Raw genomic sequence first — 15,083 nt, 5'->3', positions numbered from 1 at the left:
CTTGACGCAATATGGCGAAATGCAATGAAAATTGCAAATCAAAAAACAAATTTCCATATCGGGGAACAACAGATGTACATCGTCATCTTAAATTGGGATGACATGGAGAGAAGATCATGAATAAAGTCCTTTTTATCTGTAGCCATAACACGGGTAGAAGCCAGATGGCCGAAGCCCTTTTAAGCAAACTGGGAGGTATTGAATTCCAGGTGACCAGTGCTGGACTTGAGCCCGGGACCCAGGTGAATCCCCTGGTATTGGAAGTGATGAACGAAATGGGAATGGACCTGTCACATAAAAAGCCCCAGAATGCCTTTACCCTCTTTAAAGAATCCCGGCTGTTTACCCATGTCATCACAGTATGCGATGCGGCAACCGATGCAAAATGCCCTGTTTACCCCGGCATCAACAAACGGTTGAACTGGCCCTTTCCCGATCCTGAAAAGGTGACCGGTACCCATGCCGAAAAGCTTGAACAGGTGCGTGGCATTCGGGATGAGATACGTAAAAAACTCATTGAGCATTTTCAACTGAAAAATTAACGCTAAACTGCCATTTCTTACTTATTTTACTAATAATTGACCAAAGGTGAGATAACATACTTTAACCCCTCCTTGAAGCAGGCTCGGTGCACTTGGCTGCCGGTCTGTACCCGGCAGGAACTGAATTTCTCAATACTCTGCGGTATGTGGCGGTATCTGACAGCGGTAATATCGAGATGGCACCACGCATGAAAGAGATCCGTTATGCCCGGAAACTCAAATGGCTGACCTATGCAGAGCTTGAAACCCTGGCACTGGACGAAGTAAAGGAGCGTGACGATTTTCCCGACCGTCTCAAGCTGCCCATGGGCAACCTGGAAGAGGGGGTCTCCAACGGTGTGGGATGGGTCTACCAGGGCTTCATAGAAGATGCAGCCGGTGACCTGCGGCCCCAGACCTTTGAAGAAACCGCATCTTGTATAGGGTGTCACGGCGGCATCGGCGCCACCACGGACAGCTCCTTTGCCCTGGCGCGTAAATTTGACAGCACCACCTTCCAGGAAGGATGGCACCACTGGACTCAGAAGGACCTGAAGGATGTCAACGAACCCAAGGCAACCTTCCTGGATGAAAACCGCCGGCTGATACCGGAGATGGCCAAGGTACTGCACGAGGACATCTCTATTTTGCTCTTCCCCTCCCCAGAACGGGCCATGACCCTGAAAAAGGTCTACAAAACCATTGTGGAAAAGCAGAGCTTTACCCTGGGCTGGACCCCGCTGGTCGCCGACAAAACCGAAGTGTATGAAAGTCTGACCCCGGTAGACCTGGAAACTGGCGTTCTCAAGATCATGAATCTCACCGACCATACCCGCAACAAGTCCTGCGCGCCCTGCACACTGCCCGCCTCCGATCCCATCCAAGCGGAACAGCAGACCGCTGTCAATGGCAACGGCATGGGCGGACCGAACGGCGAAAGCTACCTTATTGACACGGTGTCAGCCGTTATCTTTCTGTATTCAGCGGACCTTCCGTTGGCCTCCGTGGCCATCGCCAATATGGACGATGCAGGCGATATCGCCCCGGCATGTGCCATGTCCATGCTGGTTGTGGCAACAAACATCATTGTCCGGCTGACATTTTCCATGGTCACGGCAAAACTCAAAGGCCGGAGTACGGCCTGGACGAAAAAATAAGAGAAATCATATACGTCCAGAATAAAAATGTCCACTGCCGAAATCGTATTGATCCCGGCAGTGGGCAGCTGTTTTGACCTCCAGGTCTCAATCCTTCCAGCACATAGATTGTTTTACCGCCTTCAGCAGACGTTCAATGTCCCCGGGAAAAACATTCCCGATATTTCCAATGCGAAAGGTTGAGCGTTCCGTAACTTTTCCCGGATAAATCACAAATCCCCGGTTCTTGAGTCGGGTATAAAAATCATAAAAATCATATTGGGGATGATCCGGGTTATAGAATGCTGTGATAATGGGAGACTGGTATTCCCGGGGCAGCAGGGGCGTAAAACCCAAATCAACCATGCCGTTGACCAGAATGGCCTGGTTCTCTTTATAGCGTGAAAAACGCCGTTCCACACCACCCTCATCCCCCAGTTCATCAAGGGCCGTGGCAAAGGCGCGGACCACATGGGTGGGGGAGGTAAATCGCCATTTCCCCTTCCCATTTTCCATGGTCTCCCATTGGTCAAAGAGATCCAGACTCAGGGATCTTGAGTTTCCCCGGGTTCGGGCCAGGGCATCTGTCCTGGCAATGACAAACCCGAATCCCGGTACCCCCTGTATGCATTTGTTGGCAGAGGAGATCAGGTAATCGGCTTTGATGTCAGCCATATCCATGGGGATTCCCCCGAAACTGCTCATGGCATCCACAATAAATTCCCTGCCGCAACTGTGAACCCGCTCCCCGACGGGATTAAGCATTCCTGTTGTGGTTTCACAATGGACCATTGCCACATGGGTAATAGCCGGGTCTTTTTTCAGCATCCGGTCCAGCTCATCCAAGTCCGGCCAGGCAAGATCCCCTGCATCCTGGATGACCCAGGAGAGATTCATCCGGTCAGCAATGGCAGCTATCCTGCGGCCGTAGGCCCCGTTGGCCAGAATCAGAAGTCTGCCCGATGCCGGCACGGCCGTCGCGATACAGGCCTCCACGCTGAAGGTGCCACTGCCCTGCATGGGCACGGCAGTGTAGCCGGAGGATGCCGTGGCAAGGGCAACCAGTTCTTTTCTTATCTTTTCCACAATATCGTTATAATCACTGTCCCAGGTACACCAGTCTCTGAGCATGGCGGCCTTGACCGAAGCTGTTGTTGTCAACGGCCCCGGTGTCAGAAGAAGATAATGATTTTCAGGTTTAATCAGTGTCGTCTCCATATGTGTTTCCTTTGGCCACCAGGGGCTGCTCACCGGCAGCAAGGCGCTTGTTTATCTCTTGAATCACTGGAATGACGTCAGCTGTCCGGTCCAGGATGTAATGGGCCCCTGCCGCCTTAAATCGGTCACGAATGTCCAAAATTCTGCGCTCCCTTTCTTCAGAAGAAAGGGCTTCGAGATCCGTCTGGGTCAACCCCATTTCATTACCGGTAATCACAATCCCCACGGTCCACATGCCCGCATTGAGCCCTTCTTCAATATCGGCAATGGTATCCCCGATTTTCACCATGGCCTCCATGGGATGCACCCCCAGTTCAATGGCATTGAGATACCTGCCCAGTCCAGAACCACGGCTTTGACAGGTCCTGAATACGCTTTATTTCTTATAAATACTGACATTTTATTTCCTTTTTTCAGGTTTCTCCACCCCAGGTCAAGGCCTGGGTACGTTCTCTTTAAGCAATGACACTGCAATGGTCTCCATCGAATATGGAGGAAGCTGCGCGGCCCTCCCAGGAAGGATGAGGGGGAATTTCCATAATTTTTGCCAGGGTCGGTGCCGTATCAAGGATAGACAGAGAAGAGGTCATCTGCCCCTCCTTCCAAATATCTGGCCCCCAGGCAATAAAGGGAACATTCATGATTTCAGGGATATTCTCAAAATGATGGTTACCGCTGCCACCGTGGTCACTTTGTATTACCAGATTATAGTCATTGTATTCCGAAAGGGAGGTAACAGCATTATAGATCTGAGCCAGGGCCTGATCCGCCTCCTGTACGGCGTTGAGATACTCTTTTGACATCCACCCGGCGCCATGGCCCACAAGATCGGTCCATTCCAGATAGACAAAACAAAAATCCGGGCCCTCGGAAACGATGTGGCAAACGGCCTCCCGGGCCAGCTGTCTTAACTGGGATTCATTACAAATTTTACGATAAAAAGAGAGATCCATGACCCCGGGAGGTGCCAGATTACGCAAATGATCCCAAGAATATAATGCCGAAACCACCCTGCCATGGCTCTTGACATGGGTAAAAAAACTCTGGGACAGTGCCGAGGTATCGGGCAGTCCTGTGTTGGTGGTCACCCCGTGGGCATAGGGGGCAAGGGAGGTGAAGATGGAAAAATGGGCCGGCAGGGTCAGGGGGGGGAAAACCGTTTTCATTTCCAGAGAAAAGGCCCCATTTTCCATTAAATGGTCAAGTGTAGGGGAATACCCCCTGTTCAAGGCATCGCTTCGAAGCCCATCGATCAGAACAAATATCAGTTTTTTCATCATAAGGCCTTTTTTCGTCTCAAAAATTCATATGCCAGGGCTCCGCACAGGGTGAGGCAGATAAACACGACACCCAGGGCGTTCATGGCCGGACTGATAAACACCCGCAGCCGGGTGCCGATGAAGATAGGCAAGGTCTGCTCAATGCCGATGGCAAACAAGGTGGTATTATAATTCTCAAAGGACTGCATGAACGCCAGGGCTGCGGCGGAAATCAGAGCCGGTTTTAAAAACGGCAAGGTGATTTTCCAGAACACCCTGCCGTGGCTGGCCCCCAGATCAAAGGCGGCCTCCTCCTGGGTGCGGTCAAACCGCTGGGCCCTTGCCATGATCAACAGCATGCAATAGGAGACAATAAAGGAAGATTGTCCCATGACCGCGGTCCAAAGACCTCCGGGAATATTCATCTGTGCATCCCAGAACAAAAAGGTGGAGATCCCAAGGACAATTCCCGGCACCAGAATGGGGGACACCATAAGGGCATAGAGCAGATTCTTTGCCCGGAAATGGAGCCGTGTCAGCAGCATGGCCGCGCAAAGCCCTGTGGGAACAGAAATGATCACCACGGCAACGGCCACCATTAAAGAGTTGAGAAGGGCCTCCCACATCACCCCGTCCCGGAAAAGTTCATGGAACCAGTGGAACGTCCCCCCCTGCCAGGGAATGGCCTGGGGTATTTCCGAAGCATTAAAGGCCACAACGGACATGAACCCCAGGGGAAGGAACAGGTATGCAAAAAACAGAACCAGATAAGAGTGGGTTATCCATCCCATCACTTTGTCGGATGTAATCATTTAATGAAATCCTTCAGCCCAACCTTAAACAATTTGAGCATGATAAAGATAAATACCAGGGACAACAACGCCAGCACCTCGGAATAAGCCGTACCCAAATTCCAGTTGGCGGTTTCATAGTTGGTATAGATGATCTGGGTGAACCAGAAAGAGGAGGGACTGCCCAGAAGCTGGGGCGCAGCCACAGAACCAGCGGTGAGCATGAAGGTCATGATACATCCCACGGCAATGCCGGGCTTGGCGTGGGGAATCACGATACGCCGATGAATGGTGGGCCAGGAAGCCCCAAGATCCCTGGCACCGTCCACCTGATTCTGGTCCAGGCTCTCCATGGCGTTGTACAAAGGGAACACCATGAATAAAATATAGGCATACACCATGCCCAGGATCACTGCGGAATTGCCGGCCCTGAAATTGATGGGATCATGGATCAGGGAAAGCCCCATGAGGATCTGGTTGAGAATGCCGGCATCGGACAAAATCAACTGCCAGGCAAAAATGCGCAACAGCTCATTTATCCAGTAGGGCACCACAATGGCCATGAGCATCAGGGAAAGCTTAGCCCCCCTGGCCACCCGGGCCAGATAAAACGACACCGGGTAACAAACGGCAAGGGCCGTGGCCGTTACCAGTATACTGGACCAGATGGTCTTGATAAATATGGATCGATGCAAGGTATTGCTGAAAAGCGTCAGGTAGTTTTTCAGGGTATAGATATCTTCAGGCCCTCCGATTTTTCTTAAGGGAAGAAGGGGCCTGAAAGAGTAGTCAATGGCAATCAGCTGGGGACCGATCACCATGAAAAGCAGCCATGCGCCCACCAGGGTGAGCACCACAAAGGTGCCTGTTTTTCCAAAATTATGGATCATCTCAACACCACTGTATGTTCCGAAGAAAAGGTAATGTCAGCGAGATCTCCTTTTGCCAGTTGGGGTTGACGACCGTTGTTGCTCTGGCGCAGGGTCAACAGGGTACCGTCACCGGCGGCCAGTTCCATGGTCATGAATGCCCCTTCAAACCGCTGGCTGAGGATACGACACTCTATCTGATTACCGTAGCTGCCCGACCCGTTCACCAAAGCAATGGTTTCCGGCCGGATAAAGGCAATGGCACTGTATCCCGACTCAATGTTCAGTGGATTCCGGCAGGATAAGGTGCCAAGTTCGCTCTCCACCATGCACCCTTCCCTCTTGTTCTCAACCAGGGTCACCGGGATGGCATTGTTCTCTCCCACAAAGGAGGCAACAAAGGCGGTCCGGGGATGATCATAAATCTCCCTGGGGGTACCCACCTGCTCCAACACACCGCCCTGGGACATCACCCCCACCCGGTCGGACATGGTCAGGGCCTCTCCCTGATCATGGGTGATATAAATGAAAGTGACGTTGGTTTTCTGTTGAATCTGCCGCAATTCAGTGCGCATGTGTTTGCGCAGCTTCAGGTCCAGTGCGGAAAGGGGTTCATCCAGCAGCAGCACTGAGGGCTCCACAGCCAGAGCTCTGGCAATGGCCACCCGCTGCCGCTGCCCACCGGACAGATCGGTCACCCGCAGATTCCCTGTGTGTGGCAGATCCACAAGCTCCAGCAATGCCTCCACCCGGCTTTTTTTCTGGCCTTTCTCCATCCCCATGACATCCAGACCAAAAGCGATATTTTCCGCCACTGTCATCAGGGGAAACAGCGCCAGATTCTGGAAAATCATGGCAGTGGGTCGCTTGTTGGGCCCCACGCCCTTCATATTTATACCATTGATCAAAATTTCACCCCGGGTGGGTTCCAGAAACCCGGAAATTAATTTCAACAGCGTGGTTTTGCCACATCCGGACGGACCCAGAAACGAAAAAAAGGTTCCGGCCGGAATGTGAACATTTACCTGGTCCACGGCAGTGACCGGCCCAAAAGCCATGGTCACGTCCTTGATATGCACGTCATGTCCCACATTTGATGCCATTTCAATTACCTGCCTTGCAAAACCCATTAAAAACCAGACCTGCCACGTTCATCATGCCGCCTGGAATTGATCCCGGTAAACGGTTCTGGCAGGAACAAACCAGGCCGGTTCTGACACATACCACCAGAGCCGTTCCAGGGCATCCTGGGGATAGGCCTGGGCAAACCCTTTTTTGGTTTTTTCATCCAAAAGATCAGCCGCCCCTTTTACCACCGAGTTATACCCGGTGGCATTTGCCACCACCGCACCGGCTTCCGGTGTGTAGGCCCAGTTAATGAAGGCATAGGCCTGCTCCAGGTTTTTGGCGTTTTTCACGATGGCCATGGAATCCACCCAGGTCATGGCGCCCTCTTTGGGTGCCATATAGGTGAGGGGTTTTCCCTCTTTTTTCATGGTGAGAATGGGGCCGTCCCATGTCTGCCCGATGACACAACCATTCTGGAGAAAGGCCAGCTGGTGATCCTGGGCATTGTTCCAGAACATTTTAATGTTCTTTTTCTTTTCAATGAGAAAGGCAAGAATCTGATCATAGATCTTTTTCATCTTTTCTTCGGATTCATAGGTGTCATACATGCGGTTTGAGGGAACCTTTCCAATGGCATCCAGGTAAAGGCCGGTACCGATAAAAACTGAATGGGGGCGACAGGTGATCTTACCTGCATAGGCATCATCCCAGAGGTTTCCATAGGAAAGTTCTCCATATTTCAGATCCAGTTTTTCCGTATTAAATGCCATGGCCTCGGTGCCCCAGTCATAGGGAAGCCCCACCCGCTGTCCCCGGATAACACCGCCCAGTTTTTTGGACTTTTCATAAAAGGCTGATTCCAGATTGCTCAGATTGGGAATTTTACCCTCGTCAATCTCCTGGTAGAGATCAAAATCCATGTGCAGGGCAAACTCCGTCAATGAGGGCTGGGCAATGTCAAATCCCTTGGCCCGGGTGGCCCGTAATTTGTTCATGCACTCCTGGTTGGTGCTGTAGTTGGTCACCTTTACCTTGATGCCGGTGGCCTTTTCAAAGGCCTGGATCACTTCGGGTTTTGAGTAATCCGGCCAAGTAAATAAATTCAATGTGCCCGAGGAAGAGAGGGCATCCTTGATAAACCAGGGCCCCATGGATGCCGTGGCAAAAACGGCGGCACCTGAAGCGGCTTTTTTGATGAATGATCTGCGATCCATTGACGGGGTATTCTTTTCCATGATGAAATTCTCCTAAATTAATTATAATGACGAACACTGAATACCGCTTGATACTCCCCGGCTAAAATAATATCTGTCCAGTTCCATCAGCTGAATTTACCGCATGGGAAATTCAAGCCAACATATGAACCGGCAGCACCTTGCAATGCGCTGACAACAGGCAATCGCTCAAATTAGTATGGATGAGACGTCATGCACTTGAAGGGATACGGTATCAGGTGAATGTTATTTTTTTATTTTTCGTTGATTTGGGATTGATTAAATCTTGTCTTCATGAATGTTTACGGTTTAATGTGACATATTTTTTCACAAATCTTTCGAATCAGGTTGACGGTTAAGAGCAGGATAATCAGAGACAATGCCCACCACACCGGTGCAGAGGCCGTTCCTCTGCCGGACCAGAGGGCATAAAGATAAGGCGCAGTGCTGCAGTAGAAGGTGATGATTCCCCATCTAATTAAGTAAAAAAAATCCAACTCTTTTTCCCCCATGGATTTAAGAAGCCTGTGCCATCCGATAAAATATCCCGGTATCGTCACAAGATCTATCAACAGGAATATCCAGGGATTGATGCCGGACCGCGCCATGATGTCATACCCGGATATGAATTTAATCACATCATAAATACACAGGACCACCATGGCCCGGGCCATGTTCCGGCGGGTGGCAAGCCCCGTCAAGGCATCAAGATTCATATCTATATCTTGTCTTCCTGTACATTAAACGTAATTCTGGCTCCGGTGACGGAGCTGCGGCCGGTAAACAAAAAGGTGATCACCCAGACAAACTCCACCGCCAGAAGTGCCCCGGGGGACCAGAGGGCATCAAGTCCGATGTAAAGCCGGGGCAAATCCGCTGGAGGTACGGGAAATAAAGAAAGGACAAGTGCAAGGAGAATTGTGATTCCAGCCATGACCTGATAAGGGGTGACGGTGAATTTACCCCGAAAATCGGCCCTGAAGAATTCTGACACAATTCGCCACACCTGGGTGACCACCAGGGTTTCCACCAAGGCGGCTCCAAAGTGTCCGGCCAGAAACAACCAGGTACCCACCAGGGCACAGGCACTGTATAGGATGGCCGTTATAACCTGTATGGGAATGACCTGCTGTCCGTCCAGGTTTGATGCATAGGCGATCTTTTTTGTTTTCCCGTGAAATACCAGGCAGAACCCACGAAAAAGTTTACGAACCCGGGGGCTGCATTGATTCAGGGGTTTGCCATAGCAGCAACCGAAACTCAGGCAGGCCAGCCGTCCCATCCCTTCGCCAAAGGCATAGGCAACGGATATGGCAGCCAGAATCACCAAAACATGTACCGACTGCCCGGCAATGCCGCCAAAGGTATTGTTCATTAAAAAAGTAATAAGTGGGGCGGTAAGACTACCCACAAAAACAGCCCCGCCCACGGTGAGGGTGGCTTTCTTTTTCTCCACCAGCCGGGCGACAATACGGGAAGCGGGCATGCACACGGCAAGAATCAGGCCCGTGAAGATCCCCACCCATACCAGTGAAGCACCGGCAGCGGTTGCCAGAATAATGAAAATAATCACGGCAAAGCTGTAGGCAGTGGCACTCAATGCGCCGTAATATGTCAAATTCATGCCCTGCCAACGGCCCTGGGATGTCCGGGTGGTGGGCACCACGGCCATGATTTGCCATTTTTCTCCGGGCAGGGTTACAGTTCCCCACCAGATGGCTGCGGTAATGATCCCCCCAAGCAGGGTGATAAACACAAGTTGCTCCATTAGATGCCCCCTCCTATTGTTTCGCGCAGGTGGATTTCCGTCTCCACCAGTGGATGGTTAAAATAACGGGTAAAACGACTGCTGACATCCTGCCGTGTTCTGTTTTTCAACAGATCTTCGGAAAATTGACAGCGATTTTTTTGAAAGATTAAAACTGTGGTGGAACTCCCGGGACGAAACAAGCTTTTGGGCTGACCCGCCCGAATAAAAAGCCCTTTCTCCACCGGTACGGGATGATCATAACGGATGTCACTGTAGCACTGCTGGATGCGGCCGATCATCAGGGCCACGATTTCCACCATGGCCACCAGCCCCACGCCGGTGCCGTTTTTCACATCGGTGTCAATGATGGTGACCACCCGCCGATTTTTGGAAAGAGGGGTAACCGCCTGGACCACCGCACCAGGGTTGCAGGAGTGAAACAGGCCGTTGATCTCGTAAATATCCACTACTCTTCCGGAAACCGGGGCATGATTGTAATGGTACTTATCCGGTGTCAACCGGAATATGGCATAATCTCCATTGTGGAATGCTTTGAACCACTCTGGCTTGTCTTTACCGATGAGCTCGGCATAGGAAAAAAATTTTTCCTTGATAAAAAGCTTGGAAGATTTGTTGAAAGCACCGAACAAAACCCGGGCATCGGCTGGCGATACAACGCCCCTGGAATGAATTTCCATGGGGCGGACGTCCCAGTAACGAATTTGTCTTTCAAATATTTTGCGATAGGAAGAGAGCGCGTCCACCGGTCCATGGATATCTTTTTGGGAAATACCCAGCCGATTCAACACCTCTGTGGGTGTCATGCCCAAAGAGTGCAATGGAAAATCATAGTTTAAAAAGCCCAGAAAATTGGAAAATCTTCTGGACACAAGTAAATTAAAAAGGAACGGGGCGTTCTCCCGCACGGTGGCGTAAAGTGTCTGAACCACTGCATCTTGGTAAAGGGATTCTGTCATAGCGGCGGTGCTACCCCTTTCAATGTACTGGTGGGAAACAAGGTTCATTTTCTGGTCTTCCTGTCAATGTAAATGATGATAATATGGATAAGCGGCAAAAGCACCTCCCGGGAAAAGCCATTGTTGTAAGAAAACATTATCAAAAGATCATTGTTTTTTGATTTGGTGTTGATTATGAATTGATTATTTTTCAGGTGAATTGGGGCTGGGGATCAAGAAATTTTTCGAAGATTTTATTTCACATCAGTCCAATGGATAAATCTGCCCTTTATTATTGCACAGATGTTGTGACTGAAAAGGCGGGCGGTTTTACGGGTCCGGTTCACCATAATAACGGAAAGCTGCCTGTGAGCCACCTCTTTCTTAAGCACCTTGATGATGCATGATTTACTGGAAGTGTCCAATTCTGTAAAAGGGTCATCCAGAAGTAACAATCGAGGATTGGAAGCAAGTACAGCAGCGACTTGAAGTCGTTTCAACTTCCCCCCTGAATAGGAATCGATCATCTCATCCATACGAGCAGGGTCAAGTTCAAACAGCTCCAACCATTGCCGTGCCATGTGCCGGATGGTTCCCAAATGACGCATTCCCATGGTCAGGAGCCCCTGGGCAATATTTCCTCCGGCGGTGATCTTCATTGATAATTGTCTGTGAGCATTGCACTGCACATAACCGATCTGGGAGCGAACAATCTTTTTTAAGGTGATTTCATCGGTTCTGCAAAGGTTGACCTGCCCTTCTGAAGTGTTAAAACGTATGGCTCCATTGGTGGAGGGAATACACCCGGCAATGCATTGCAGCAGGGTGGACTTACCAGAGCCTTTTCTGCCCACGATATTCAGGACTTCGCCTGGGGCCAGGTCAAACTCAATGCCGTGTAATACCATTTTTTTGCCGTAAAACTTGGACAGATCCCGGACGGAAAGCAGGGGTATGTTTCGGTCTCCAGGGTGAATAGCGGGAAATAAAGGCACGGTGTTATCTGTTGGTTTCATACAAGTGTGCGACAGGGTTCCGGGCTTTGATTGTTGTTGCGGCAGTACTCCCTGTCTGAACAAATCTGACAGGTTGAACCATTTGTTTTAAAAAGGGTTTCGCATAAAAAAGAGTTGGATGCACCACAGATGGCACACGCACCCGTCCATGTCTTTGCTTTAAAAGGAAAATCTTCAAAATCAAGACTTTTCACCCTTGTGAAGGGGGGAACGGCGTAGACTCTTTTTTCCCGACCGGCACCAAACAGGTGGAGGGCCGGTGATTGATCAAGTTTGGCATTGTCCCATGGGGGAATGGGGGAGGGGCTCATCATATAATGGTTGTTGACCCGAACAGGATGGTCAAAGGAAAAATCCATGGCATTGTTCCTGACAATTTCCTCGTACAATTTTACATACATGGATTCATACTCCTGAAAGGCATGCATGCGAGCCGCCCGGCACCTGTCCGGTTCAATGCGCTGCAACGGTTCCGGGCAGGAAACCTGATATACCACGATTTGATTTTTTGACAGCCCTGTTTCCGGTATCCGGTGACGGGTTTGAATAATGGTGGCATGGGAAGTCTTTTCCGTGGTACACACAGCCGCTGTTTTTTTAAAAAAATCCTTTATCCCCAAGGCATTCAGGGTATTGTCGTCTCCCTGGTCAATGACCTTGAGGGTATCGTTTTTCCCAAGGAGAGATGCGGTGATCTGTATGGCGCCGGTGCCCCATCCCCTGGGCAGGCCTATTTCCCCTACCACAAAGGGGACCTGGTATCCGGGAACAGCCACGGCCTTCAGTATTGCCCGGCGATTTTTTTTTATTGACCGAACGTCCAGGCATGCGGGCGAAGAAGGAAAGATCATACCGCAGGATCTCCAGGAACATCTGAGATGCCAGGGCCGGCAGTGAAACCCATGGCTGCCAGTTCTGCCTGGAAATCAACGTGTTGGGGAAGTGTCAAATTCTGGACAAACCCGGAGGATTCCACCGTATCGCTGTGGGAGAGAACAAAGGCCTGATCACAGCCCGGACAGGAAGCCTTTTCTGTGGAGGAGAGATCCTTTTTCACCGTATCCTCAAAGGAGCGTTCCAGTAGGGAAATGGAGATGGCCTTTCGCTCGTTGTGACCAAAAACAAGCCCGTATCCCCTTTTCAGAATTGCCTTTTTTTTAGGGGAAATTTTACGGGCTCGGTTGACCATGACGCACTCGGTGAGTTTGATTTTACCCATGGAAATTTTAAACCCCAGCTCCGGAGGAGTGATGCAGACCTCCACGTACCCGACCCTCAGCTCTGCCATGAATGGCTGGTGCTCCTGCCCTCCTTTCCGTTGCAGTGAATCGGCGCAGCCTAACAGGAAACCTTCGTCACCCCGGGCAAGGGCCTGGAGCCTGATGGAGCGCTCTGCCGGTATGGTGAGGGGTGTCCGGGTCAAGTCCGGCACAGGCTCACCAATGAGGGGTTCCGGGTCAGGGGGGAGGCATTTCTGACTTATCAGGAGATCCGTTACCCGGGGGAATGATTGAAACCGTTGGGAAACATGAAGAGACTCATCCCAGTCGAATTCCTTATTTTCCGGGGAGGAACACGGTGGGTGGGAGTCTATTTTCGGACCATCCCCATGATCCCCATGGGGTTCAAAACTGAGGACCCGGTACCCGGAGTCAAAGGAGGGGCCAAGAATCTGCCCACCGGGAATATCTTTGAATATCCCTGATATCCGTCGTATTATCTGCATCTTTTCTGTATTCACAGGCTGGGAATAACCATACAGTGGCAGCGTCTTTCGAAACATCCGCACCAGAAAAACAGCTTCAATGATGTCCCCCTGGGCCTGTTTAATGGCCCAGGACGCAATATTGGCATCATAAAGGGCACCTTCAGCCATGACCCGTTCCACGGCAAGCCCCAGCTGGTGCTCAATCTGATCTGCCCTGATTTCAGGAATGTCACATGGCCCCCTGCCCCTGAGGATGGTCTGTTTCCGGGACGCGTCAACGGCATCTATCACTTCGTTAGTACGGCTGTTCATGACAAGACCTCAATGGATATCGTGCGCGGGATGGCCACAAAAGTGGTGTGGCTGACAAAGACCATGTCCACCCCCAGGGGGCATTGATTTTTTAACTTTTTTCTATTGTGAAAAAAAGAGGTATTTACACCTTCAATGTGAAGTGTTGTACGGGTTTCAATGCCGGGACCTGTCAGAGATAATCCACCTGCACTTAGAAGATCAGGGGTTTGGACAATAAGAGTGGTTGCCGTTTCCGGAGACATGGCGGAACCTGGATAAAAACAGGTGGGGTCATTTAAATTTTCCCAACTGGTTTCCAGTGCAAACAGGGCATTTTTCGGGTTCAAGGTAGCGGATGCACCCGTATGAAATCGCAGCCACTGAATCTCTTCAGAACCGGTTCTCAAATTGGACCACAGCGGTGTTTCATCATCAAGCAATGCCAGGAGAATGGCTCCGGCCGCATTATGCAGTTCACCCGGTGGATTGATTTCCATCGGGGACTCCATGAGAGTGCCCGGATGGGCCATGGCCGTCAACAATCGTCTAAAGATGGCCTGGCTTTCATGGGCTTCAACCATAAATCCTTTTCTCATGAGCTTGAACCCCTTAACGGTTCTGCCTGGGAAGAACGGCCCATTCTGGAAGCCCGAGCAGCCTGGTTCAGCTGATCATCCCTGATCTTTTCTTTTTTCAGTAAGACCTTTAACAGCCCTGTTTTGATACGGTCGTGATAATCGGGGTCCTGCAACAGTCCATCAAACAATGCAGCCAGTTTTGCATGCCTGGGATTAGAGCCCATGACCCATGCAGCACCCTGCCAGGTACCATTGACTTCAAGTATGCATTTTGAAACCGTAACTTCCCCCAAGTTAAACCGTGAACCTGATCCATCTTTTTTACACTGGACCATGAAAAGCCCCGTTTCAGGGGGGGTTATCAAGGTAAAAGAGACCTTATCGTCCAATTGCCTGCGGGCAGCCTCAAGATCCGCCGGATCAGCTTGTGCCAGCAGGGCCATCCAATTTTGTCTGTTACTCTCGGTTTCAGGAATATTCGTGGTGTTGTGCATTTTATTTTCTCAATCGGATGACGACCTTTGTCCTGCAAATCAGGAATCATTAACTGCTAATCCATTTTAAACCAGATTAAACACCAAATGCGTTAGCATCTTATTAAAATTTCATTATAAAACAATTAAAATATTTGAATTATAGTCAGATCTTGACCTGCCCACAACAAGCTATTGTTGCCCGACTCTGGGGAGCACCACCTGAAATCGA

At 50.4% G+C, this 15,083-nt stretch carries 17 protein-coding genes; 2 read left to right on the top strand and 15 right to left on the bottom strand.

Annotation, left to right across the window (positions count from 1 at the left end):
* Positions 1 to 116 precede the first annotated feature (116 nt).
* Positions 117 to 542, top strand: a complete 426-nt coding sequence (locus tag ACYQ2M_RS11200) for an arsenate reductase ArsC (protein WP_459916426.1) — start codon at positions 117 to 119, stop codon at positions 540 to 542.
* 86 nt (positions 543 to 628) lie between these two features.
* The gene (locus tag ACYQ2M_RS11195; RefSeq protein ID WP_459916425.1) at positions 629 to 1,678 is read left to right on the top strand and encodes a hypothetical protein; all 1,050 of its coding nucleotides are present in this window, start codon (positions 629 to 631) and stop codon (positions 1,676 to 1,678) included.
* Between the two features lie 87 nt (positions 1,679 to 1,765).
* Here the strand turns inward: ACYQ2M_RS11195 and phnW are convergent, their stop codons facing one another.
* The 15 genes from phnW to phnG form a co-directional block, all read right to left on the bottom strand.
* Positions 1,766 to 2,875, bottom strand: coding sequence for a 2-aminoethylphosphonate--pyruvate transaminase (gene phnW, locus ACYQ2M_RS11190; protein WP_459916424.1), 1,110 nt, complete (start codon positions 2,873 to 2,875; stop codon positions 1,766 to 1,768).
* On the bottom strand, positions 2,856 to 3,164 hold the full coding sequence (locus ACYQ2M_RS11185; protein WP_459916423.1) for a hypothetical protein: 309 nt from the start codon (positions 3,162 to 3,164) through the stop codon (positions 2,856 to 2,858). The genes phnW and ACYQ2M_RS11185 overlap by 20 nt, the downstream gene beginning before the upstream one ends.
* 166 nt (positions 3,165 to 3,330) lie before the next feature.
* Positions 3,331 to 4,155 (bottom strand): alkaline phosphatase family protein, encoded by an 825-nt coding sequence (locus ACYQ2M_RS11180; RefSeq protein ID WP_459916422.1) that lies wholly within the window; start codon positions 4,153 to 4,155, stop codon positions 3,331 to 3,333.
* The gene (locus ACYQ2M_RS11175) at positions 4,152 to 4,946 is read right to left on the bottom strand and encodes an ABC transporter permease (RefSeq protein ID WP_459916421.1); all 795 of its coding nucleotides are present in this window, start codon (positions 4,944 to 4,946) and stop codon (positions 4,152 to 4,154) included. Before ACYQ2M_RS11175 ends, ACYQ2M_RS11180 begins: the two co-directional genes overlap by 4 nt.
* Complete coding sequence (locus ACYQ2M_RS11170; protein ID WP_459916420.1) at positions 4,943 to 5,815, bottom strand: ABC transporter permease; 873 nt, start codon at positions 5,813 to 5,815, stop codon at positions 4,943 to 4,945. The genes ACYQ2M_RS11175 and ACYQ2M_RS11170 overlap by 4 nt, the downstream gene beginning before the upstream one ends.
* Positions 5,812 to 6,897, bottom strand: coding sequence for an ABC transporter ATP-binding protein (locus ACYQ2M_RS11165; protein ID WP_459916419.1), 1,086 nt, complete (start codon positions 6,895 to 6,897; stop codon positions 5,812 to 5,814). Before ACYQ2M_RS11165 ends, ACYQ2M_RS11170 begins: the two co-directional genes overlap by 4 nt.
* 51 nt (positions 6,898 to 6,948) lie before the next feature.
* The gene (locus ACYQ2M_RS11160; protein WP_459916418.1) at positions 6,949 to 8,097 is read right to left on the bottom strand and encodes an extracellular solute-binding protein; all 1,149 of its coding nucleotides are present in this window, start codon (positions 8,095 to 8,097) and stop codon (positions 6,949 to 6,951) included.
* A gap of 281 nt (positions 8,098 to 8,378) precedes the next feature.
* Positions 8,379 to 8,792, bottom strand: coding sequence for a hypothetical protein (locus tag ACYQ2M_RS11155; protein ID WP_459916417.1), 414 nt, complete (start codon positions 8,790 to 8,792; stop codon positions 8,379 to 8,381).
* A gap of 2 nt (positions 8,793 to 8,794) precedes the next feature.
* On the bottom strand, positions 8,795 to 9,844 hold the full coding sequence (locus ACYQ2M_RS11150) for a prolipoprotein diacylglyceryl transferase family protein (protein ID WP_459916416.1): 1,050 nt from the start codon (positions 9,842 to 9,844) through the stop codon (positions 8,795 to 8,797).
* On the bottom strand, positions 9,844 to 10,851 hold the full coding sequence (locus ACYQ2M_RS11145) for a phosphatidylserine decarboxylase (protein WP_459916415.1): 1,008 nt from the start codon (positions 10,849 to 10,851) through the stop codon (positions 9,844 to 9,846). The genes ACYQ2M_RS11150 and ACYQ2M_RS11145 overlap by 1 nt, the downstream gene beginning before the upstream one ends.
* 185 nt (positions 10,852 to 11,036) lie before the next feature.
* A complete protein-coding gene (locus ACYQ2M_RS11140; RefSeq protein WP_459916414.1) occupies positions 11,037 to 11,798 on the bottom strand; it encodes an ATP-binding cassette domain-containing protein in 762 nt (253 codons plus the stop codon).
* Positions 11,795 to 12,649 carry an alpha-D-ribose 1-methylphosphonate 5-phosphate C-P-lyase PhnJ gene (locus ACYQ2M_RS11135; protein ID WP_459916413.1) on the bottom strand — a complete coding sequence of 285 codons (855 nt, stop codon included), beginning with the start codon at positions 12,647 to 12,649 and terminating at the stop codon, positions 11,795 to 11,797. The genes ACYQ2M_RS11140 and ACYQ2M_RS11135 overlap by 4 nt, the downstream gene beginning before the upstream one ends.
* Positions 12,646 to 13,818 (bottom strand): carbon-phosphorus lyase complex subunit PhnI, encoded by a 1,173-nt coding sequence (locus tag ACYQ2M_RS11130; RefSeq protein ID WP_459916412.1) that lies wholly within the window; start codon positions 13,816 to 13,818, stop codon positions 12,646 to 12,648. The genes ACYQ2M_RS11135 and ACYQ2M_RS11130 overlap by 4 nt, the downstream gene beginning before the upstream one ends.
* Positions 13,815 to 14,396, bottom strand: coding sequence for a phosphonate C-P lyase system protein PhnH (gene phnH / locus ACYQ2M_RS11125; protein WP_459916411.1), 582 nt, complete (start codon positions 14,394 to 14,396; stop codon positions 13,815 to 13,817). The genes ACYQ2M_RS11130 and phnH overlap by 4 nt, the downstream gene beginning before the upstream one ends.
* A complete protein-coding gene (gene phnG, locus ACYQ2M_RS11120; protein WP_459916410.1) occupies positions 14,393 to 14,872 on the bottom strand; it encodes a phosphonate C-P lyase system protein PhnG in 480 nt (159 codons plus the stop codon). The genes phnH and phnG overlap by 4 nt, the downstream gene beginning before the upstream one ends.
* Positions 14,873 to 15,083 lie beyond the last annotated feature (211 nt).

The sequence above is a fragment of the Desulfocicer niacini genome (assembly GCF_054657595.1).
Note: the sequence above shows the minus strand (reverse complement) of the source record. Positions and strands in the feature narration are given on the sequence as shown.